Annotated in this window: 16 protein-coding genes; 5 read left to right on the top strand and 11 right to left on the bottom strand. The window is 71.8% G+C overall.

Going from position 1 to position 21,621, the window contains the following annotated elements:
• Window positions 1-90 precede the first annotated feature (90 nt).
• From EDD27_RS23445 to EDD27_RS23430, 4 genes are read right to left on the bottom strand one after another with little or no spacing between them, the layout of a single operon-like run.
• A complete protein-coding gene (locus tag EDD27_RS23445; RefSeq protein ID WP_127934283.1) occupies window positions 91-1,482 on the bottom strand; it encodes a GH1 family beta-glucosidase in 1,392 nt (463 codons plus the stop codon).
• Window positions 1,479-3,794 carry an alpha-xylosidase gene (yicI, locus tag EDD27_RS23440; RefSeq protein WP_127934282.1) on the bottom strand — a complete coding sequence of 772 codons (2,316 nt, stop codon included), beginning with the start codon at window positions 3,792-3,794 and terminating at the stop codon, window positions 1,479-1,481. The genes EDD27_RS23445 and yicI overlap by 4 nt, the downstream gene beginning before the upstream one ends.
• A 26-nt stretch (window positions 3,795-3,820) precedes the next feature.
• Window positions 3,821-5,821: a beta-galactosidase gene (locus EDD27_RS23435; RefSeq protein ID WP_127934281.1), complete on the bottom strand. Its 2,001-nt coding sequence runs from the start codon at window positions 5,819-5,821 to the stop codon at window positions 3,821-3,823.
• Window positions 5,818-6,837: a LacI family DNA-binding transcriptional regulator gene (locus tag EDD27_RS23430; protein ID WP_127934280.1), complete on the bottom strand. Its 1,020-nt coding sequence runs from the start codon at window positions 6,835-6,837 to the stop codon at window positions 5,818-5,820. Before EDD27_RS23430 ends, EDD27_RS23435 begins: the two co-directional genes overlap by 4 nt.
• Window positions 6,838-6,948: 111 nt before the next feature.
• Between EDD27_RS23430 and EDD27_RS23425 the strand changes: the two genes are divergently transcribed.
• Window positions 6,949-9,354 (top strand): beta-galactosidase, encoded by a 2,406-nt coding sequence (locus EDD27_RS23425; protein WP_241564209.1) that lies wholly within the window; start codon window positions 6,949-6,951, stop codon window positions 9,352-9,354.
• Window positions 9,355-9,407: 53 nt separating this feature from the next.
• Here EDD27_RS23425 and EDD27_RS23420 read toward each other — a convergent pair whose 3' ends face one another.
• Window positions 9,408-10,829, bottom strand: a complete 1,422-nt coding sequence (locus EDD27_RS23420; RefSeq protein ID WP_206641616.1) for a glycoside hydrolase family 62 protein — start codon at window positions 10,827-10,829, stop codon at window positions 9,408-9,410.
• A gap of 221 nt (window positions 10,830-11,050) precedes the next feature.
• Here EDD27_RS23420 and EDD27_RS23415 point away from each other — a divergent pair, with 221 nt between their 5' ends.
• Complete coding sequence (locus EDD27_RS23415) at window positions 11,051-12,310, top strand: SGNH/GDSL hydrolase family protein (RefSeq protein ID WP_127934278.1); 1,260 nt, start codon at window positions 11,051-11,053, stop codon at window positions 12,308-12,310.
• Here the strand turns inward: EDD27_RS23415 and EDD27_RS23410 are convergent.
• From EDD27_RS23410 to EDD27_RS23400, 3 genes are all read right to left on the bottom strand, one after another.
• A complete protein-coding gene (locus EDD27_RS23410; protein WP_127934277.1) occupies window positions 12,307-13,509 on the bottom strand; it encodes a hypothetical protein in 1,203 nt (400 codons plus the stop codon). The genes EDD27_RS23415 and EDD27_RS23410 overlap by 4 nt on opposite strands.
• A 125-nt stretch (window positions 13,510-13,634) precedes the next feature.
• Window positions 13,635-14,849 carry a PP2C family protein-serine/threonine phosphatase gene (locus EDD27_RS23405; protein WP_206641615.1) on the bottom strand — a complete coding sequence of 405 codons (1,215 nt, stop codon included), beginning with the start codon at window positions 14,847-14,849 and terminating at the stop codon, window positions 13,635-13,637.
• A gap of 75 nt (window positions 14,850-14,924) precedes the next feature.
• Window positions 14,925-16,697, bottom strand: coding sequence for an aldehyde ferredoxin oxidoreductase C-terminal domain-containing protein (locus EDD27_RS23400; protein ID WP_127934275.1), 1,773 nt, complete (start codon window positions 16,695-16,697; stop codon window positions 14,925-14,927).
• 82 nt (window positions 16,698-16,779) lie between these two features.
• Between EDD27_RS23400 and EDD27_RS56850 the strand changes: the two genes are divergently transcribed.
• Entirely contained in the window at window positions 16,780-16,911 is a 132-nt protein-coding gene (locus EDD27_RS56850; RefSeq protein WP_241564208.1) for a DUF6203 family protein, read from the top strand.
• 58 nt (window positions 16,912-16,969) lie between these two features.
• Window positions 16,970-17,740 (top strand): SDR family oxidoreductase, encoded by a 771-nt coding sequence (locus tag EDD27_RS23395; RefSeq protein ID WP_127934274.1) that lies wholly within the window; start codon window positions 16,970-16,972, stop codon window positions 17,738-17,740.
• 12 nt (window positions 17,741-17,752) lie between these two features.
• Here the strand turns inward: EDD27_RS23395 and EDD27_RS23390 are convergent, their stop codons facing one another.
• On the bottom strand, window positions 17,753-18,013 hold the full coding sequence (locus tag EDD27_RS23390) for a hypothetical protein (RefSeq protein ID WP_127934273.1): 261 nt from the start codon (window positions 18,011-18,013) through the stop codon (window positions 17,753-17,755).
• Window positions 18,010-18,819: a phytanoyl-CoA dioxygenase family protein gene (locus EDD27_RS23385; protein ID WP_206641614.1), complete on the bottom strand. Its 810-nt coding sequence runs from the start codon at window positions 18,817-18,819 to the stop codon at window positions 18,010-18,012. Before EDD27_RS23385 ends, EDD27_RS23390 begins: the two co-directional genes overlap by 4 nt.
• An 83-nt stretch (window positions 18,820-18,902) precedes the next feature.
• On the opposite strand from EDD27_RS23385, the gene EDD27_RS23380 reads away from it, so the two are divergent.
• Window positions 18,903-19,679, top strand: a complete 777-nt coding sequence (locus tag EDD27_RS23380) for an AraC family transcriptional regulator (protein ID WP_127934272.1) — start codon at window positions 18,903-18,905, stop codon at window positions 19,677-19,679.
• A gap of 10 nt (window positions 19,680-19,689) precedes the next feature.
• Here the strand turns inward: EDD27_RS23380 and EDD27_RS23375 are convergent, their stop codons facing one another.
• Window positions 19,690-21,549 carry a LamG-like jellyroll fold domain-containing protein gene (locus EDD27_RS23375; protein ID WP_127934271.1) on the bottom strand — a complete coding sequence of 620 codons (1,860 nt, stop codon included), beginning with the start codon at window positions 21,547-21,549 and terminating at the stop codon, window positions 19,690-19,692.
• Between the last annotated feature and the right edge of the window lie 72 nt (window positions 21,550-21,621).

Genomic DNA, 21,621 nt, shown 5'->3' with positions numbered 1-21,621 from the left:
CTTGAGGAGAAGGGCCCGGGCGCGAGGTCGGGGAGGCGGCGTGAGGCGGCGGCTGGGCGGAACGCCGTGGGCGGCCGGCCCGCCGACGCTCTAGCCGGGGAGCTTGCCGGAGGCGACCACGTCCCGGTACCAGTGGGCGCTGTCCTTCCAGGTGCGCTCCATCGTGTCGCGGTTCACGCGGACGATGCCGAACCGCTTGGCGTAGCCATGCGCCCACTCGAAGTTGTCCATCAGCGACCACACGAAGTAACCACGCACGTCCGCCCCCGCCTTGATCGCCTCCGCCACGGCGGTCAGGTGCCGGTGCAGGTAGTCGACGCGGTCCACGTCGTGCACGAGGCCGTCGGCGCCCACCGGGTCGGGGAACGCGGCGCCGTTCTCGGTGATCATCGTGGGCATGGACGGGTAGTCGCGGTGCAGGCGCACCAGCAGCTCGGTCAGGCCGGTCTCGTCGATGTTCCAGCCCATCTCGGTGTACGGCCCGGGCTGCTTCACGAACTCGACGTCCTCGCACGCGATCCACGGGGACGCGGCGCCGTCCTGATGCCCGTCGGCCATCTCCCGCACGCCGGCCCCGTCCCACTGGCGCACCAGCGTGGGGTTGTAGTAGTTGACCCCGAGAATGTCCAGCGGCCGGCAGGCGGCGGCCTCGTCGCCGTCGCGCACGAACGACCAGTCGGTCACCGCGGCGGTGTCGTCGATCAGGTCGCGCGGGTAGGCACCCTCCAGCATCGGGCCGAGGAAGGCCCGGTTGGCCAGCCCGTCCGCCTTGCGCACCACGTCCGCGTCGGCCTCGGACACGCCGCGCACGTGGTGCAGGTTGAGCGTGACCGACATCTGCGCGGTCGGCGCGGCCACCGAGCGCAGCGCCTGCACGGCCAGGCCGTGGGCGAGGTTGAGGTGGTGCACGGCGGCCAGCGCGGCCGCGGGCTCGGTCCTGGCCGGGGCGTGCACGCCGGAGGCGTAGCCGAGGTAGGCCGAGCACCACGGCTCATTCAGCGTGATCCAGGTGTGCACCCGGTCGCCGTACGCCTCGCCCATGAGGCGGGCGTACTCGGCGAAGCGCAGCGCGGTGTCGCGGTGCGGCCAGCCGCCCGCGTCCTCCAGCTCCTGCGGCAGGTCCCAGTGGTAGAGGGTGGCCACCGGGGCGATGCCGCGCGTGAGCAGGCCGTCGATCAGCCGGTTGTAGAAGTCGACGCCGGGCTGGTTGAGCGGTCCGCTGCCGCCCGGCTGCACGCGCGGCCAGGAGATCGAGAACCGGTACGCGCCGACGCCCAGCTCGGCGAGGATGTCCAGGTCCTCCTCCAGCCGGTGGTAGTGGTCGCAGGCCACGTCACCGGTGTCGCCGCCCGCCACCAGGCCGGGCGTGTGGGAGAAGGTGTCCCAGATCGACGGGCCGCGCCCGTCCTCGTTCCAAGCGCCCTCCACCTGGTAGGCGGCGGTGGCGGTACCCCACAGGAAGTTCTCGGGGAAAGTGGTCATGCTGCTCCTTGAAGAATGATCTCGATCTCGTCGGTGCCGGGCTCGGCGGCGACCCGCACGCCGCCAGGCGTCGTCTCCAGCTGCGGGTGCCGGGCCTGGTGCACCCAGGCGAGCAGCAGGCTCCAGCGCGCGGGCGCGCCCTGCAGGCGGCGAGCGCGGATCCGGTCGCCGGTGCGGGACACCTCGAACACGGCGCTCACGCCGCCGTCCAGGGCGGGCACGGTGACGGTGCGGACGTCGCCGTCGGCGAGCCGGTGCGCCTGCAAGGTGACGTCGTCGGCGTAGTCGTAGTCGGGCCGGTCCTCGCGCGACCCGATGGGCAGCACCGCGCCGGGCCGCACCAGCAGCGGCAGGCTGTCGAAGCCGTGCCGCTCGTGCCGCCACCCGGGGCCGGTGACGGTCTCGCCGTCCAGCAGCCGGGTCCACACGCCCTCAGGGACGTAGTACGAAATGTCGCCCTCTGTTGACATCACCGGCGCCACCAGCAGGTCCGGCCCCAGCATGTACTGGGCGTCCAGGTAGTCGCAGCCCCGGTCCCCGGGGAACTCGAGCTGCATGGCCCGCATGACCGGCAGGCCGTCCGTCGCAGCCTGCACCGCGACGCCGTACAGGTAGGGCATGAGCCGGGCCTTGAGCCGCGTGAACGACCGCAGCACGTCCACCGACTCCTCGTCGAAGATCCACGGCACCCGGTAGGAGCTGCTCCCGTGCAGCCGGCTGTGCGACGACAACAGCCCGAACGCCACCCACCGCTTGAACACCGCCGGATCGGGCCGTCCCTCGAATCCGCCGATGTCGTGGCTCCAGAACCCGAATCCGGCCATCCCCAGCGACAGCCCGCCCCGCAGCGACTCGGCCATGGCCTCGTAGGTCGACTCGCAGTCGCCGCCCCAGTGCACCGGCAACCGCTGCCCGCCGACCGTGGCAGAGCGGGCGAACAACACGGCCGCGCCCCGTTCGGCGAGCACGTCATGCACGGTCTCGTTGTAGAGCAGGGTGTAGTAGTTGTGCATGCGCTCGGGATCGGAGCCGTCGGCGTAGACGACGTCGGTCGGGATGCGCTCGCCGAAGTCGGTCTTGAACGCGTCCACCCCCATGTCGAGCAGGCCGCGCAGCTTGCCCGCGTACCACTCGCGCGCGGCCGGTGAGGTGAAGTCCACCAGCGCCCGCCCGGCCTGCCAGTGGTCATCCTGCCACACCGTGCCATCCGGGCGACGCACCAGGTGACCGGCCGCCATGCCCTCGTCGAACAGCTGCGACGCCTGCCCGATGTACGGGTTGATCCACAGGCACACCCGCAGGCCGCGCTCCTTCAGCCGCCGCAGCATGCCCTCCGGGTCCGGGAACAGCTCCGGGTCCCACTCGAAGTCGCACCACCGGTACTGCCGCATCCAGAAGCAGTCGAAATGGAACACGCTCAGCGGCAGGTCCCGCTCGGCCATCCCGTCCACGAACGACGTCACCGTGGCCTCGTCGTAGTCCGTGGTGAACGACGTGGACAACCACAACCCGAACGACCAGGCGGGCGGCAGCGCGGGCCGGCCGGTCAGCGCCGTGTAGCGGCGCAGGATGTCGGCCGGCGTCGGCCCGTGAATGATCAGGTATTCGAGGTCGTGGCTCTCGACGCTGAACTGAACCCGCGACACCGTCTCCGAGCCCACCTCGAACGACACCCGCCCGGGGTGGTTGACGAAGACTCCGTAACCGCGGTTGGTGAGGTAGAAGGGGATGTTCTTGTACGCCAGCTCGCTGGTGGTGCCGCCGTCGTCGTTCCAGATGTCGACGGCCTGGCCGTTGCGCACCAGGGGGCCGAACCGCTCGCCCAGCCCGTACACCAGCTCGCCGGCGCTGAGCCGCAGCTGCTCCACCATGAAGTGCCGGTCGTCGGGGTCGCGCACGACCCCGAGGCCCTTGCCGTCGCTGCGGGTCAGCTCGCGCCCGCCCGCGCTGAACGTCATCTCCCACGGCGTGTCCCTGCGCAGCCGCACGGTGAGCGCGCCGCTGGTCAGGGCGGCCGTCTCCGCGTCCACGGAGATCGTGACCTCGGGCGCGTCGTCGCGCACCTCGAAGGCGGGGGAGTCCGGCACCGCCCCGGCGAAGTGCACCGTGCGGACGCGGATGACGTCCGGCATCGGGGACGACACGTCGACCCGCAGGACCGGCCCGTCGATGGTGTTGCCGCGGCGGACGATCGGCCGGGTCGGCGCGAGCACCCGCAGCGAGGCGGCATCCGCGGCCACGTCGTGGGCCGCGACGGCGTAGTCGGCCCGCACCCCGGGACGCATCCGCCAGTAGCCGTCTTTGAACTTCATGCCAGTCCTTCTCGAGGTGGGTGTGATCAACCGTGGGGGCGCAGCGCGACGACCGCGCGGGGCGTCAGCGTGACCGTGCCGTCGGCGACGGCCCCGGTCAGCAGGTCCTCTGCCGGGTGGGGGATGGGCACACACACCGGCTCGGTGCCGTGGTTGAGCAGGAACAACACCTCGCCGCGGCGGACCGCCTCGACGCCCGGCGGCAGCCGAGCTCCGGCCGGCAGGACCCCGCGCACGCGGGCGTCGGCCAGCGCCCGCGCGGTGATCTCGCCGAGCGCGGCGGGCTCGGGCATGGTGGCGACGTACCAGGCGACGCCGTCGCCGGTGCGGTGCCGCAGCACCGCGGGCCGCCCCGTTTCGCTGAAGACGGCCACCGCTTCGGCGCCTTCCGCGGCCATCACCTCGGTCCAGGTGTGCGCGGTGAACTCGGGACCGCCGTTCCACCGGCAGAGCACCTCGCCCGCCACGGGCTGCCACTCCTCGCCGGACGCGCCGAGCACCGCGCGCAGCGGCGCGGGGAACCGGCCGGTACGGATGTGCGCCCGCTCGTCGGCGATCCCGGAGAACGGCCCCACCACCAGCACCCCGCCGCCACGCACGTAGTCCGTCAGCGCCGCCGCGTCCGCGTCGGTCACCAGGAACAGGTTCGGCACCACGACCAGTGCGTATCCGCTCAGATCGGCGGAGGGCGGCACGAGGTCCACGCTCACGCCGCGCTCCCAGAGCGGCACGTAGTAGGCGAGCAACTGGTCGGCGGCGTTGAGCCGGTCGCTGGGCCGGCCGCGCTCTTCCAGCGCCCACCAGCTCGCCCAGTCGAAGACCATCGCCACCCGCGCCGGGACCGGCTGCCCCGCCACGGAGGCGAGTGCGCGCAGCTCCTGGCCATGTGCGCGGACCTCGGCGTGCAGCCGCGTGTCCGGGCCCGCGTGCGGCACCATCGCGGCGTGGAACCGCTCGGCGCCGAAGCGGGAGGCCCGCCACTGGAAGTAGCACAATCCGTCCGCGCCGCGGGCGAGCGCCTGCAGCGACTCCAGCCGGAACTGGCCGGGCGGCTTGGGCAGGTTGTGCGCCCGCCAGTTGACGGCGCTGGTGGACTGCTCCATCAGCAACCACGGCCGGCCCTGGCCGAGCCCGCGCATCAGGTCGTGGGTGAGCGCGGTCCGGGCGGGGGAGAGCGGGTCCTCCGGGTCGGGGTAGCAGTCGTTGGAGACGATGTCCTCCTCGCCGGCCCACGACCAGGAGTCCACGGGCTTGAACAGGCCCATGAAGTTCGTGGTGATCGGCACGTCCGGGGTGCGCTCGCGCAGGACGTCGCGTTCGGCCCGATAGTGGGCGAGCAGCGCGTCGGAGCAGAACCGCTGCCAGTCGAGCTGCTGCGTCGGGTTGATCATGTACGGGGCGCGGCGGGGCGTGAGGATCTCGGCCCACTCGCTGTAACGCTGGCTCCAGAACGTGGTGCCCCACGCCTCGTTCAGCGTGTCCAGATCGCCGTACGCGTCGTGCAGCCAGGCGCGGAACGCCGCGGCGGACGCGTCGCAGTGGCAGATCTGGCCGTACTCGTTACCGACGTGCCACAGGGCCAGGGCGGGGTGGCCGGCGTACCGGTCGGCCAGGTCGGTCACGATCGCCAGCGCCCGCTCCCGGTAGACCGGCGACGACGGGCAGAACTGGTTGCGCGAGCCGTACCAGAGCCGGTGCCCGGACTCGTCCACCGGGAGCGTCTCCGGCCAGCGGTGGCCCAGCCACGGCGGCGGCGAGGCCGTCGGCGTGGCCAGGTCCACCGCGATCCCGGCCCCGGCCATCAGCTCCATCACCCGGTCCAGCCAGCCGAAGTCGCGCGCGCCCGGCTCCGGCTCGAGCCGTGCCCAGCTGAACACGCCGATCGTGACCAGGTTCACCCCGGCGGCCCGCATGAGCTCGGCGTCCTCGGCCCACACCTCCTCCGGCCACTGCTCGGGGTTGTAGTCCCCGCCGAACAGCAGCCCGCGCCCGCGGGTGAGCGTGTGCATCCCCGGCCGCGCCGTCATGACAGGCTCCGGGGCGGGGCGGAGCTCTCGCCGAGCACCAGGCGGCAGGGCACCAGATGCCGCTGGGGCGGCCCGTCGCCCTGCAGCCGGTCGATCAGCATCTGGGCGCCGAGCCTGCCCAGCTCGGTGCTGGGCGGCTCCAGCGTCGTCAGCCTCGGGTTGAACATCTCGGCGACCCTCGCCGACGACAACACCAGCATCAGGGTCAGGTCCTCGGGGATGCGCCAGCCGCGTGCCGCCACCGCCGCGATCACTCCGACGGCCGCGTGGTCGTCCATCACCGCCAGCGCCGTCACGTCCGGGTGCGCCTCCAGCAGCCGCTCGAACGCCTCCCGGCCCTCCTCGGCCGACCCCGGCCGGTAGCCGTCCACGTAACCGATCCCTGCCGCGCGGGCCGCCGCCGCGAACTCCTCGCCGGCCCGGGTCGCGGGGCCGTAGCCGTCGGCGTACAGGTCGGTGGAGAGGTTGAAGAACGCCAGCGTGCGATGCCCCAGCCCGGCCACGTGCGCCACCGCGTCGCGGGCGGTCGCCGCGAAGTCGATGTCGGCGTAGTCGATCGAGCCGGGCTCGCGGGTGCGCCCTATCATGCTGAACGGCACCCCGGCCGCCGACAGGAACTCGGTGCGCTCGTCGTCGAGGCGCACCTCCATCAGCAACACGCCGTCCACCAGCCCCAGGCCGGTGATGTGGCGCAGCTCTTCGATCGGATCGGCGCTCTCCGGGGAGAGCAGCAGGTGATAGCCCAGCTCGCCGGCCGCCTCGGCGGCGCCGGTCGCGAACTGCATCTCGGTGAGGCCGAAACCGCTGCGCGGGGCGGGGAAGAGCAGCGCCAGGATCCGGGTGCGCTTGCTCTGCAACCCGCGTGCCAGCAGGTTGGGCCGGTAGCCGAGCTCGGCGGCGGCCTGCTCGATGCGCAGCTTGGTCGCCGCGGCCACCGGGCGGGTGCCGTTGAGCGCGGCGGAGACGGTGCTGACCGCCACCTGGGCCCGCTCGGCCACGTCACGGAGCGAAGGCATGCCCCTCCCGCGATACAGTAGTCGAAACGTTTCGCATACCGTAGGGTCGGTTTTGCGGAGATGTCAATGGCCTTAAATCGGACGACCGGAAACGCCGCTACGATCAGGCGCGTGCTGAGAGTCTCCGTGCCAGGACCACCAGAGCCGCCGATCACCGGTCATCTCGCCATGGGGGAGGAGCCGGGCCGGCCGGACGCGATCACCGCCGACTCGCGCACCCTGCGGCGCGGCGGGCGCCCGTGGTTCCCGGTGATGGGCGAGTTCCACTTCGCCCGCTACCCGGCCGCCGAGTGGCGGGAAGAGCTGCTCAAGGTGCGGGCCGGCGGGGTGACGGCCGTGGCCACGTACGTCTTCTGGAATCTGCACGAGGAGCGGCGCGGCCGCTACGACTGGAACGGCGACCGTGACCTGCGCCGCTGGGTGACCACCTGCGCCGAGGCCGGGCTCGACGTGGTGGTGCGGGTCGGGCCGTGGGGGCACGGCGAGTCCCGCAACGGCGGCTTCCCTGACTGGCTGCCGGCCGTGGATTGCGTGCCGCGTACCGACGACCCGCGCTACCTGGCCCTGGTGCGGCCGTTCTTCGCGCAGATCGGCCGGCAACTGCGCGGGCTGACCAGGCGCGACGGCGGGCCCATCGTCGGCGTCCAGCTGGAGAACGAGCTGTACGACCAGCCCGGCCACCTGCTCACGCTCAAGCGCCTGGCCAAGGAGTCGGGCATCGACGCGCCGCTGTGGACGGCCACCGGCTGGGGGCACGCCCAGTTGCCGCCCGACGAGGTGATCCCGCTGTTCGGCGGGTACGCCGAGGCCGCCTGGGACACCCCGCACGACGGCTGGCCACGGCAGAGCCGGGCGCACTACTTCTTCGGGCCCGGCAGGGACGACGACTCGATCGGCGCCGACCTGCGCAGCGACGGCCCGTCCGGCGCGGATGAGAGCCATCTCGAGCGGTACCCGTTCGCCACCTGCGAGCTGGGCGGCGGCATGTACACGTCCTACCACCGGCGGCCGATCGTCGCCGCCGCGGACGTGGCCGCGTTGTCGCTGGTGAAGCTGGGCAGCGGGTCGGTGTGGCAGGGCTACTACATGTACCACGGCGGCTCGCAGAAGATCGGCGAGCTCAGCACGCTCCAGGAATCGCACGCCACCGGCTACCCCAATGACTGCCCGGTGATCAACTACGACTTCCAGGCGCCGCTGGGGGAGTCCGGGCAGTTCCGTGAGTCGTACTTCCGCCTGCGGCTCCAGCACCTCTGGCTGGCCTCGGACGGTGCCGACCTCGCGCCGATGACGCTCACGATGCCACCGGACGCACCCGCCGACACCTTCGACCGCACTGCGCTGCGCTGGTGCGTGCGCTCCGACGGCCGCTCCGGCTTCCTGTTCGTCAACAACCACCAGCCCGTCGAGACGCTGCCCGCGCACGAGGGCGTCCAGTTCGCGGTCACCCTCGGCGGCCGTGACCTGGTGGTGCCGAGCCGTCCGGTCACGGTGCCGTCCGGCGTGTATTTTGTCTGGCCGCTCGCCCGCCCGGTGGGCGCGAGCACGTTGCTGACCGCCTCCGCCCAGCCCGTCTGCACGCTGGCGGGGCCGGTCGTGGTGCTCGCGCAGGTCGCGGGAATCCCGGTCGAGCTGGCCTTCGACGGCGCCACCGTCGCGGCGATCGACGGCCCGGGGGCCGGCGACCACGGTGGCGAGCCGGTGATCGTGACGCGGGACGGTCACGACGTCGTGGTGAGCGGCCTGCACCCTGGCCCCCGCTGCCTGCTGCGCGTCACCGCCGCCGACGGATCCGTGGCGCACGTGCTGGTGCTGGACGAGGAGAGCGCGCTCACCGCCACCCGCGCCCAGGCCTGGGGCGCCGACCGGCTGATCCTCAGCCCCCGGCCCGCCGTCGTGGACGGCGACCGGCTGGTGCTGTACGGCGGCGGCGAGTGCGGGCACGTGCCGGACGGCGGTGGGCAGGCCGGTGACAGGCTCCGTGTCTTCCCCGCCCTGACAGCGGCCGACGACTCGCCGCATGCCGCGACCGAGGGCGTCTTCGGCGTCATCGAGCTGCCCGTTCCGGACGCGGGACCGGTCGCGGCCGTCGCCGAGCAGGTGGCCGCGGCCGGGCCGCCCAGGCGGACCGTCATCGACGCGAAGTCCGGCCGCGCCTCGGCGCCCGCCGACGCGGACTTCGACGCGGCCGCCGTCTACCGCGTCACCGTCCCCGCCGACCTCCTCGACGGCGACGACGAGGTGCTGCTGCGCCTCGACTGGACCGGCGACGTCGGCCGCGCCTTCATCGGCGGCCGCCTGATCGCCGACCAGTTCTGGCACGGCGAGCCCTGGGAGATCGGCCTGCGCCGCTTCCGCCGCGACCTCCTCGAACACGGCGCGGTCGAGCTGCGCCTGCTGCCCTTCCCCACGGACGTGCCGGTCTACGTCTCCCCGCAGGTCCGTTCCGGGAAGGGACTCCTGGAACTGCGCGAGGCGACCTTCGTTCCGGTGCCGCGCACCACGCTCACGATCTAGCCCGCATCACCCGCCTCGGCCTCGGCATCGAGATCGGGGCGGGCGATGACCTCTCAGCAGGTGGAGTTCGTCTGCGTGAGCAGCGCCAGCCTCCACGGCAACGCGTTGTACTCGCCGCTCGCGTTCGGATCCATGCCCTGGTAGAGGTAGCGCATCTGGCACGGGCTGATGGTCAGCGTCTGGTCGTTGCTGTCGCGGATCATCTCGCCGTGGCTGATGTCCCTGGTCCATGCCGTGCCGGTGAAGGTGACGTTGTTCGAGCGGGCGAACGGGTTGCTCTCGGTGTCGGCCAGCGGCGTCCACGTGCCGCCGATGCTGGTCGAGGTCCAGGAGCGGAAATACCGCTTGCCGTCGGAGCCGATGGCCTCCACCAGCAGCAGGTACTGGTTCGTGCCCTTGACCTTGTAGATGTTGCTGGCCTCCCACAGCCGGTACTTGTTGGAGTCCTGCAGGACGATCTGCGTGTTGGTGAAGCCGTTGGGGAAGTTCGCCACCGTCGTCTCCGAGCGGTAGAGGTGACCGTTGTCGTCGGAGGAGAACAGGTAGCACTTGGCGGTGTCGCAGATGACCCACATGTCGACCCAGTAACCGGAGCCGATGTTCTGCCGGATGATGTCCGGCATGCTCGAGTAGAAGTGCTGCGGCGCGCTCCAGGACCGCGGGTTGGAGATGTCGGTCGTGGTCGAGTACGACGCGTTGCCCGTCTGGTAGACCAGGTACCACCTGTTCTGCGGCGCGAAGTAGAACACCTGCGGCGCGGCCCGATAACCGGTGCCGATCGCGCTCTGGTCCAGATAGTGGTGCTGCGCGGCACCGGCCTGGCCCCAGTCGGTGAAGTTCATGTAGACCAGGTTGTAGCCGGCGCTGCTGGCGGTGCTGGCGAAGACGTGCCAGCGGCCGTTGTGGTAGACGACCGACGGGTCCTTGACCGCCGCGATGTTGGCGTGGGAGGCGTCGGGCTTGGGGCCGATCAGCGCGCCGGTGGAGCTCCAGCGGAAGCTGCTCGGCAGCGTGCCGGTGCCGCCCGTGGGCGTGACCGTCGGCGTCGCGGTCGGCGTGCTGCCGCCGGTGCAGGCGGTGCCGTTGAGCGCGAAGTCCGCCGGCACCGGGTTGGCGGAGCCGTTCCACGTGCCGTTGAAGCCGAACGACGTGCTCGCCCCGGTGGCGAGCGAGCCGTTGTAGCCGGCGTTGGAGACGGCGACCTGGGCCCCGGACTGCGAGACGGTGCCGTTCCACAGCTGCGTGATCGTCTGCCCGGCGGTGAACGACCAGGTCAGCCGCCAGCTGGTGAGCGGATCCCCGAGATTGGTAACGCTAACATTCGTGCCGAAACCATTCGACCATTGGTTGGTCACCGTGTACTCCACGCGGCAGCCGGGCGCGGCCTGCGCGGTGGGGGCGGTGAGTAAGGCGAGGACGACCATCGCGGCGGCGGCCGCCGCGACGATCCAGGACCGAGGGCGGTTGAGTTGCACTGCGTCCTCCGTGTCGTAGCCGGTGGTGGACGAGCGTCTCAGGAACGTTTCAGGCGAATCAATCAGAAACTTTCGGCCCGGATCGCTCCCGCCGCCAGCCTGGGACATCGTGGCAGTTGCAGAGGCCGCGAAGTGAAAGTTTCACTTCCGGGTATGATCCCTTGCCGTCCGCTTGGAAATGTTCGACACTCAGCGGAAATGTTTCGAGGAGCGGGGCGGCCATGGGCAGAGGGTTGAGGCTGATGGTCGTCGCGGCTCTCGGGGCCGGGATGCTGACGGCCTCGCCCGCGATCGGTGACGGGAACGCGCCGAATGGGCACTGGGTGGACACCTGGACCGCGATGCCGCAGCTCACCGAGCCCCACAACATGCCGCCCGCGCCGTACACGACAGGCGATCTGGTCATGGCCGACAGCACGCTGCGGCAGACGGTACGGGTGTCGGCCGGCGGGCAGCGGGTGCGGCTGCGCTTCTCCAACGCCTTCGGCGGCGCGCCGCTGCCCATCACCCGGGTCACCGTGGCGTACCCCGACGGCGGCAGGGCGGGCGTGAGCGCGATCCGGCCGGGCACCGCCCGGCCGGTGACGTTCCACGGCCGTCCGGCCACGATCGTCCCCGTCGGCGCGCAAGTGGTGTCGGATCCGCTGGACCTTCCGCTCCCGCCCGGCTCCGTGCTGGCCGTGACCGTCTACCTCGCCGAGGGGCAGGCCTCCAGCGCCATCACCTCGCACCCGGGCTCGCGCACCACCTCCTACCTGGCGAAAGGCAACCAGGCCGACGCCGGGGACCTCACGGGGGCGACACCCGTCGACCACTGGTACTTCCTCAGCGCCATCGAAGTGTGGTCCAAGCGCTCCACCGCGGCGCTCGTCCTGCTGGGCGACTCCCTGACCGACGGCAGGGGCTCCACCACGAACCTCAACAACCGCTGGCCCGACCAGCTCTTCGACCGCCTGGGCCGCTCCGGGCCGGCCATCGCCAACCAGGCGGCCGGCGGCAACCGGGTGCTGAACGACGGCCTCGGCCCGGCCGCCCTGGCCCGGCTGGACCGCGACGTGCTCGCCCGCAGCGGCGCCGAATGGCTGATCGTCTTCGAGGGCGTCAACGACATCGGCACCGCCCAGCCCACCCAGGACGCCCAGAAGAAGGTCGCCGACGAGCTGATCGCCGCCTACGACCAGATCATCGTCCGGGCACAGGCGCGGGGCCTGGTCGTGTACGGGGCGACGCTCACCCCCTTCGGCGGCCACTCCTACGACGACCCCCAAGGTCTCAGGGAAGCCACCCGGCAGGCGGTCAACGACTGGATCCGCACCAGCGGCAGGTTCGACGGCGTCATCGACTTCGATCAGGCGGTCCGCGATCCCGCCGACCCCCGGCGGCTGCCGGCGGCCTACGACGTGGGCGACGGCCTGCACCTGAGCCCGGCCGGCTACAAGGCGCTCGCGGACGCCGTGCCCGCCCGCCTGTTCCGCCGCTAGCGGTGGAGCGCCAGGCTCGGCACCGGGTGCTCGCCCTCGGTCTCCAGCCGGTACTCCCGGCCCGACCTGGCGCGGTTGTCGTTGATGACCCGCTCGGACGGCGGCTGGTCGCCGTTCATGAGCGCCGCCTGCATCCTCTCGAACCGCTCGTGGGCCTCCTGCACGTACCCCGTCCCGAGGGTGGTGTAGTCGATCTGGGTGGCGATCAGGTCGCGGATGAACCGCTTGTTCGGCTCGAACGTGACCGGGGCGGGCAGTTCGGGGGCGCACACCTGCTCGGGGTCGCGCCCGTCGTGCTTCTTGAACAGCTCGGCGGCCAGCCGCAGGTGCTCCAGCTCCATGCCCAGGTGCAGTTCCCAGATGTTCTTCACCTTGGGGTCGGACTCGGTCTCCATGAACGAGTGGTACAGGTAGCACTCGTTGTACTCGTGGTTGAGCAGCATCTCCCACCAGCTCTCGCCGGGGTCGACGAGCGATTCGTAGTGGGTGACGTGCTCCTCCTCGATCAGCCCGATCTCCTGATACAGCTGGCGGGCGATCGGCTCCATGTACATGGGGCCGACGTTCATGTAGAAGTTCATGGTCTGCTGCTCCGCCGACATGATCGTCAGCGCGTGCAGCTTGGAGACGGGGGCGGTCGTGTTCCGGTCGTACGGCTCGCGCACGTTGTCCATCGGGTGCCGGTGGTGCCGCACCGTCGGCCGTCCCGGCATGACCTCGGTGAGGTTGTCGACGATCTTCTCGGCCTTGCGGTGCTCGATCATCTCGTACAGGTTGGCGTAGCGGTAGAGGTGATCGAAGTCCTCCAGCACGCCGAACTCGTAGGCCTGCCGCAGGTATGGGTCCGGCTCCATACGCGCCACCCACGAGGTCAGGTCCACGGCGACCTGCTCATACGCGATGGTGGTCTCCAGCACGGAAGACACGCCGGGCAGCAGCCAGTTGACCGCCTTCTGCTGCTGCGCCTCGAGGTAACGCACGCGGGCCAGCTGCTGCTTCAGCTCGATGTCGGGGCAGTGGCGGGCCAGCTGGTGGCTGAAGAAGATCGCTTCTGTCTCGATGCCGTTCATCGTGATGATCCGGCACCGGGTGTACGGGTCGGCGCGATCGGGATCGATCGGCGTGACGTTCAGCTCGCGCCAGTCGCGCACCTGCTCGTCCAGCGGGATACCCCGCTCCTGCAACGGGTTGAAGGGCATGTGGCCGCGCTCCTTTGCGCTGACGGGAAACGTCCGGGATGCGGCCTACCCGGCGATCCCGCGGACAACCTCCCCGCCACACCGCCGAAAGCCCTGGACATGGCAATGCCGCCGGACCGGCCCTCTCACAGGGTGAGCTGGTGCCGGCGCTCGGTGCGCCACTCGACCGTCATCACGGTCGCGTCGTCCTGCAGGCAGCCGCTCTGGTGCCTCAGGATGGCCTGGATCAGCCGGCGCAGCGTCTCCGGCGCCGACACGCCGTCGGCCTCCTGGCGGATGATGAAGTCGACGAAGCGGTCGAGACCGAAGGTCTCGCCGTCCGGGCTCTGCGCCTCGATGATGCCGTCGGTGTAGAACAGCAGCCGGTCGCCGCGCTGCAACTGGTAACGGAGCAGGCCCGTGGAGAACCCCAGACCGAACCCCATCGGCGGGTCAGGGATGGGGACGCTCTCCAGCGTGGCCACGCACTGCCCGCCGCGGATCACCAGCGGCGGATGGTGGCCGCGGTTGACCCAGCTCAGCAGCCCCGTCCGCAGATCCAGGCAGGCCAGGATGCCGGTGGCGAACCGGCCGGTGAACTGCTCCTTGATCGCCGCGTCGACGGCCTCGCTGATCGCGGGCAGCTCCATCCCCTGGCGCCGGTTGTGCCGGCACGACCCCATGGCGACGGTCGCGGTCAGCCCGGCCGACGTGTCGTGCCCCATCGCGTCGAACAGCGCCAGATGCAGCACGGAGCCGTCGACCGCGTAGTCGTAGGCGTCGCCGCCCATCTCGTAGGCGGGCTCCAGCGCGGCGCTGACCACCACGTCGTCGTTGGCGTACGTGCCGGGCGGCAGCAGGTTCCACATCACCTCGGCCGACAGGGCCATCGGCCGGACGCGGACCAGCCGGGCGAACGAGTCGCTGTGCGGCCGCTTGCTGACCACCAGCACCGACACCAGGGACGCGAGCTGCTTGATCCGCCATTCGGCCAGCTCGTCGTAAGCGGCCACGGTCGTCCCCAGCACCCCGACCCGTTCGGTGCCGTCGAGCAACGGCACCCACACCCGACGCTCCTCTCCGGCCGGCGAGGGCTTGGCCTGGACGATCTCCACGGCGCGGAACGCGCGGCCCGGCATCGTGGTGTCGATCCTGATGGGTTCGAGCGGCTCACCTGACTCCTCGCGCTGTCCGGGCAGCGGCACCAGGACCTGCTGCTGCAGGTCGGTCACGTAGATCACGGTGTCGGAGCAGCCGATCAGCCGGGCGTGCGCGGACACCAGGGCCGGCAGGTCCTCCATCGCCGCCAGGTGCGTGGATTCGAGCAAACCGCCCAGCGCGCGCTCACCGTCACTTTGCACCGGCCTCCCCCTCCCGTGCATGTGACCCATACCCACCCCCACCACCCCTCATCCGGCCAGGCCAGGGTGGACCGGTCAGCGCCAGCGGAGCTCGTCGTAGAAGGCGTCGCGCGCTCGCGTGAACGCCTCCCGGTCCACGACAGCGCCCTTGTACGGTCCTTCGGCGACCGGCTCGTCGTGCATCCGCGCGGGCAGCTCGTCGCGCCCGCCCATGCCCTCGCGCTCGGCGTACGCCCGCATCTCGTCGAGCCGCCGCTGACCGGCCGCCAGCAGGTCCTCCAGCGTGAAGTCCCGGCCGAGCACGGCGGTCACGAGCGCGGTCAGGTGATCGATGGTCAGCGGCCTGGTCGGAGAGGAGGCGAACACGCACAGGTTGAGCGCGTCCAGCCCGCTCCACAACCGCAGCAGGCGGGCGCTGCGCCGCCCCCGCTCGGCGTCGAGCTCACCGGCGGGCGCCGGTGCGGCGCCGATCCTGGCGGCCTCAGGGAAGCTGTAGGCCAGCCCCGCGACGGGATCGAAGTCGAGATCGTGCTCCAGGGCGTCGTAGCGGGGGCCGTTGGGGGCGATGGCGTACCCGAGCCCGATCCCCGGCTGAATGCGCGGGTCGAAGCAGGGCAGCTCGGCGCCCTTGACGGTCATCGCGTACGGCGCGGTCTCCGGCCCGAGCCGCGCGGCCGCCCGCGCCGCCCCCTCCGCCAGCAGATCGCCGAGCTCCGCCGCACGCCGCGCGACGTCCCTGATCAGCCCGGGCAGCGCCGCCGGGTCGCCGAACGCCGGCCCGCCCGGCAGCAGCCCACGCTCGGCGCACTCCATCGCGAAGGCCAGCGTCCCGCCGAGGGAGACCTGGTCGAGCCCCAGATCGTTGCAGAGCGCGTTGGCGTCCAGCACGGTGTCGAGGTCGTCGATCCCCAGGTTCCAGCCCAGCGACAGGAACGCCTCCTGCCCGAGCCCGCCCGAGCGGCGCTCGGCCGCGGACGGAGAGGCGTACACCTTGAGGCAGTCGTTCGGGCACCCGGGACAGGCGCCCCTGAGCGCCACCGCCCGGCCGTCGTAGTCCCGTACGTGCGGAGTCCGCAACCCCCCTGGCAGGGTGAAGTTGCGGACGGAGGCGTAGCCGGGGGCGGGGGGCTCGCCGGCCCACCCGGCGAACCCGGGCTCGCCGGCCTGGAGCGCGGCCAGCGGGTTGGCAGGCAGCACGTCACGGTAGTAACGGTCGATGGCGGCGACCGCCGCCGGATCGGCGACCTCGGCCGGCGCGTCGCCCACGCACACGATCGCCTTGAGGTTCTTGGCCCCGAACACCGCGCCCACCCCGTACCGTCCGGCGGCGTAGGCGTAGTCGGTGACGACGCTCGCATACCGGACGAGGTTCTCCCCGGCCGGCCCTATCGCCGCGACGTGCGCGCCCTGCCCGTGCCGCTCCCTGAGCACGTCGGTGGCGGCGGCGGTGCCCAGCCCGCGCAACTCCCCGGCCTCGTGACACGAGATCTCGCCATCCTCGATCAGCAGATAGGAGAGCCGCTCGGCACGCCCGGTCACGGCCAGCGCCTGGACGCCGGCGCCCCGCATGCCGGCGGCGAACGGCCCGAGCGCGTGCGCCTCCCCGGCCACCCCGGTCAACGGCGACTTGGCCAGGAAGACGCCCTTGGCCAGGCCGGGCGCGCGCGTCCCGCCGAGCGTCCCCGCCGCCACGAACACCAACGCCCGCGGGTCATAGGGGTCGAGCCCGGCGGGCGTGCGCTCCGTCAGCAGCCGCAGCCCGAGTATGGACCCGCCGTAATGCCCTGACGCGCCGGCGCGGTGCTCACGCTCGACGGTCCCGCTGGTCAGATCGACGATGAACGGCACGGCACGACCTCCCTTGGATGCTGCGGCACACCATCACACAACACCGGCGCGTCGCAAGCCCCGTTGCGGGCAGGGGAAGCGGATGAAACGCTTCTTCAAGGCCATGCTGCTGCGCCGCCTGGCACGTACGCCGATCGGCGCGGTGTTCCTCGCGGTGGGCTGGGTGCTGGGACGGCGGCGCAGACGCCGCGCGCAGCGGCGCGGCAGACGATGACCCGTTTTGACACCCCGCGCGCCGGTCACCGTGGGGCGTGCGAAGGAGGGACGTCCGGATGACCGGCACCGTCGCCGTCGTGACCGGAGCCGCGCGTGGCGTGGGCCGCGGCATCGCGCTCGTCCTCGGTGAGACCGGGGCGACCGTCTACGTCACCGACCGTGAGAGCCGCGACCGCCGCCACTCCGACCTGCCGGGCACCGTCGAGGACACCGCCGAGCAGGTGGACGAGCGCGGCGGGCGCGGCGTGCCGGTCCGCGTGGACCACGCCGACGACCAAGCCGTCGAGGCGCTCTTCCAGCGGGTCCGCGCCGCCCACGGCGGCCTCGACCTGCTGGTCGCGAACGCGTTCGACGGCAACGCCTTGCCGTTCCACGGCGGGCCGTTCTGGACGCTCCCGCTCGACCACTGGCACAACATGATGCACCTCGGGGTGCGCAGCCATCTCGTGTCCGCGTGGCACGCGGCCCCCCTGTTGATCGAGCGGCGCGGCCTCGCCGTGCTCACCGGGTACGCCGACCCGCCGGCCGAGGTGATCGCCGGCCACGTCTTCTACGATCTGGCCATGACGAGCATCGCCCGGCTGGCCCGTACCCTCGCCCACGACCTGCGCCCGCACGGCGTCACCGCGCTCGCCCTGTCACCCGGCCTCACCCGCACGGAGGCGATCGTCGCCGTGCTCGGCGACGACCTGCCGGGCAGCGACTCGGTGGAGTTCCCCGGCCGGGCCGTCCGCGCCCTGCTGGAGGACCCCGACGTGGCCCGGCACTCGGGCCGCACGCTCACCGTCGCCGCCCTGGCCCAGGAGTACGGGTTCAGCGACGCGTGACCGTCCGCCGGGTCAGGAGAGCTTCTCGAAGAAGAACTCGTGCTTCAGGAACGACGTGTCGTATTCGCTCCCGGGATACGGCGGGATGAGCTGCGACGCCTGGAACAGCCGCCAGCCGTCCCGCAGGGCGTCCACCCCGGTCTCGTACGGCGGCTCGTCCCCGTCCCCCGCGGTCGGGTGGGTGCGCCCGGTGCCGTCGTAGGAGGACCAGCCCACCACGGGGGCGTCGAGCGCGGAGGTGGCCAGGTAGAGAACGAGGACCTGCTGCTTCATGCGACGGCCCTCCCGGGGCGGTTGTTCACGCGTGTCGTCCAGTAGTCGATGTCGAAAGCCGCGTCGGCGGTCATCGCCCGCCACAGGCGCACCCGGTTGTGGATCTCCAACCGTCCGGTCGCCGGCTCGTACCAGGGGAAACGCCGGTCCAGCTCGGCGACCACGGCCGGGTCGGCCAGGTCGGAGGTGTCCCAGAGGCGCACCTGCGGCACGGTCGGGTTGAACCGGATCTTGAACATGTACCGGCGCTGGTCGCTGTCGTTGCGCCGGCCGCCGTGCCAGATGCCGTGGTGCAGCAGCATCACGGTCCCGGCCGGGCAGGTGAGCCGCGTCTGCCCGCGCAGGTTCTGGTAGCGGCCGGTGTCGCTCTCGTTGATGCGGCGCAGGTGACTGCCCGGCACGACGAGGGTGCCGCCCATGTCCGCGGTCACCTCGCGCGGGTAGTACATGAGCTGCACGTCGAAGGCGTCCATGCGGGTGTCGATGATGGCGTCGGCGTGCAGCGGCTGGGCCTCGCCGCCGCGCGGCTCGCGTACGTGCACGGCGTGGTGGTCGACGGTCGGGTCGGGGCCGACGAGGGAGCGCAGGGCTCCGGCGACCGCGGGCACCTGGACGAGCCTGCGGGCGAAGGAGCCCTCGGGGAAGGCCAGGTCGAGCGGGGTTCCGTACGGCACCGGGGGGATGCCCGCCTCCAGCACGTCGACGGCCTGGTCGTTCAGCTCGTCCGGGACGATCCCGTCGAGCCGCAGGTAGCCGGCCGCCACGAAGCCGGCCACTTGCGCCGAAGTCAGCAAAGTGGTTCGCATGCCACGAACGTATGATCACCCGTATGTCATGTAATGGGTCGTAATCATCGACTAGTGGTCTGTTTTCACCTATATATGCACCCATGCACCGAGTCACCCTCGCCCTGTCCGACCCACCGGCCGTGGCCGGGGCGGGCGTCGGCGTGCACGGCGTCGTCAGCGCGCACGACGTGTTCAAACTGCCCGACCTGTGGCAACTCCACCTGTACGGCTACACCGCCGAGCTGGTGCTCGAAGGCACCGCCCACCCGATCCGGCCCGGCCACGTGAGCCTCATCCCGCCGGGCGCCGAGGTGCACTACCACTACCGGGGCAGGTCGGCGCACCTGTACGCGCACTTCCGCCTGCCCGGCGCGGGGGAGCGGCGGGACGTGGCCGTCATGCGTGATGCGGGGGACCAGGCGCCGCTCATCGCGGCCTCGCTGCGGCAGGCCATCGCGGCCGTCCCCGACACCCGGGCCCGGGCCTCGGCCGAGGTGTGGACGGTGCTCTGGCGGGTGGCCGGGCTGCCCGTGGCCGGCAGCCCGGACGCCGTCGTGGCGGCCGCGATCGAGCACATCGAGGCGGATCTGGCCGCGCCGCTGAGCGTGCCCGGCATCGCCCGCGCCGCCGGGGTCTCCCACAACCACCTCACCCGGCTGTTCCGCGCGCACACCGGGCACACCGTCGTCGGCTACATCCGCCGCCGGCGCCTGGCCCGGGCGCTGCACCTGCTGCGCGAGTCGACGCTGGCGATCCCCGCGATCGCCGCCGCCGTGGGCATCCCGGACCTGCAGGCGTTCAACAAGGCCTGCCGCCGCGAGCTGGGCGCCTCGCCCCGGGCCTTACGCGCCCAGGGCGGCCCGGCCGGCGATCGGTGAAGCCCGGGCATCACTCGTACGGCGTCAGGAACTCCCTCGGCCGCAGCGCCCGCGCCACGATCCGCACGTCGCCGATCCAGCCGTAGTAACCCTGCCCGTACTTCAGCGCGAACTGGGTGCCCCCGATCGCGAACGGCCTGCCCAGCGTGGAGATGCCCTTCGACGGCTGGGTGGGATTCCGGGCGATCTTCGACCCGTCCACGTACATCACGGTCCGCCGCGCGTCGTTGACGACCGCGACGTGCGCCCACCGCCCGACCGGCAGGGAGTGGCTCCACGACGTGGGGTCGGCGTCCCGGTCGGCCGGATACACGACGTACTGCAGGAACCGCTCGGGCGACAGGTTGAGGCTGCACGTCGGCTCCTCGGGCGACCAGCCGCTGGTCTTGCCCGCGTCGCCGCTGCGGCCCTCCCAGCTCAGGATCCCCATCCACGCGTGGTCGCCGGCGAACGGGTCCGGCAGCTTGATGAACGCCTCGATCGTGTATCCCGACTCGAACCACATGCTGTTGATCGGCGCGGCGGCGGACGACCTGAGCACGGCGCCCCGATCCGGGTTCTTCCCGCCGTCGAAGCGCAGGCTGGCGTGGGCCGGCTGGCCCTTGTGGTGCTCGGCCGACCACTTCAGCACCTCGGGGGCGCTGGCGTGCAGCAACTCCATGGTCAGGTCGTTGCCGCCGCCGGTGAGGTCACGCACGACGGAGCCCGCGGGGACGACCGCGCCGTCCGCGCCCGCGCCGGCGAACCCCTCGCCGTCGAACCGCCAGTACGCCACCGTCCCCCTGGGCATCACGGCCTTCGCCGGCCGGGCCGGAGGCAGGGTGCGCGGGGCGAACCCGGCGAACCGCTCGTCGAAGTCGATCTCGATGCTGAACCGGTCCACGGGCCCGGTCAGCTCGAGGTTCTCCGCCTCCAGCGGCGTGCGGTCCTCCGGGTCGCGCTCCAGCAGCCACGGCGACAGCGTCTCCACGTCGATCACGTTCCGCACCAGGTCGAAGGCGTAGAGGCGGACCATGCCCGCGCCGCCGTAGTAGCGGTCCTGGTAGTTGGCGATGTGCACGTGCACGTCGTGTCCCGCGTCGTTCTTGAGCACCGTGCGCCCGGGCGGCCAGTAGTGACCGTTGAGCGTCAGGAAGATCTGGTCGTTGCGCCGGATCAGCGTGTCCCACAGCCGCTGGCCGTACTGCGACAGCGCCGCCTTGCCCGACGCGTCGGCCCAGGCCAGGTCGTGCGTGGTGAGGATGGCGGGCAGCGTGCGGTTGGCGTCGATGACGCCCTGCGCCCACTGCAGGCCCTTGTCCGAGATCCGCCAGTCCAGCGCCAGCACCAGCCATTGCCTCCCGCCGGCCGCCAGCACGTGATAGCTGTTGTAGCCGTCGGGCGAGGCGCCACGGAACGTCGGCATCCCGGCATACCTGGCCGGGCCGAACACCCGCAGGTACGCGCTGTCGCCGCGCTGGTCGTCGGTGGAGGACCGGACGTCGTGGTTGCCGGCGAGCACGCTGTAGGACAGCTTGCCGTCGATGGCCTTGAACGCGTCGCCGGCCAGGCCGATCTCGTCCTCGGTGCCGTGCTCGGTCACGTCACCCAGGTGCGTCATGAACGCGATGTTCCTGCTCTCGCGCTCGTCCCCGGTGAGGAAGCGGAACGTCTGGCGCAGCGGGGCGGGATCGGAGCGGTCCTCGTCGAAGAGGTACTGCGTGTCGGGCAGCACGCCGATGGTGAACCGGGGGCTGTCCCGGTCGTACCTGCCGCTGCCGCCGCCGGTCGTGGCCTGGGCGGGGGTCGCGCTCATGCTCAACAGGGTGCCGGCGGGCGCGGCGACGGCCGCCTGGAGTAACGTGCGGCGGCCGAGCGAGGGGTGGGTCATGTGTTTCTCCTTTCAGGGTGCCGCGCAGCACCGTGATCGGCTCACATGGCCCGGTGGTGCCACCGGCGCTAA

It is taken from the genome of Nonomuraea polychroma (genome assembly GCF_004011505.1).
GTDB classification, from domain to species: domain Bacteria; phylum Actinomycetota; class Actinomycetes; order Streptosporangiales; family Streptosporangiaceae; genus Nonomuraea; species Nonomuraea polychroma.
This window is presented reverse-complemented; position numbering and strand designations above follow the sequence as displayed.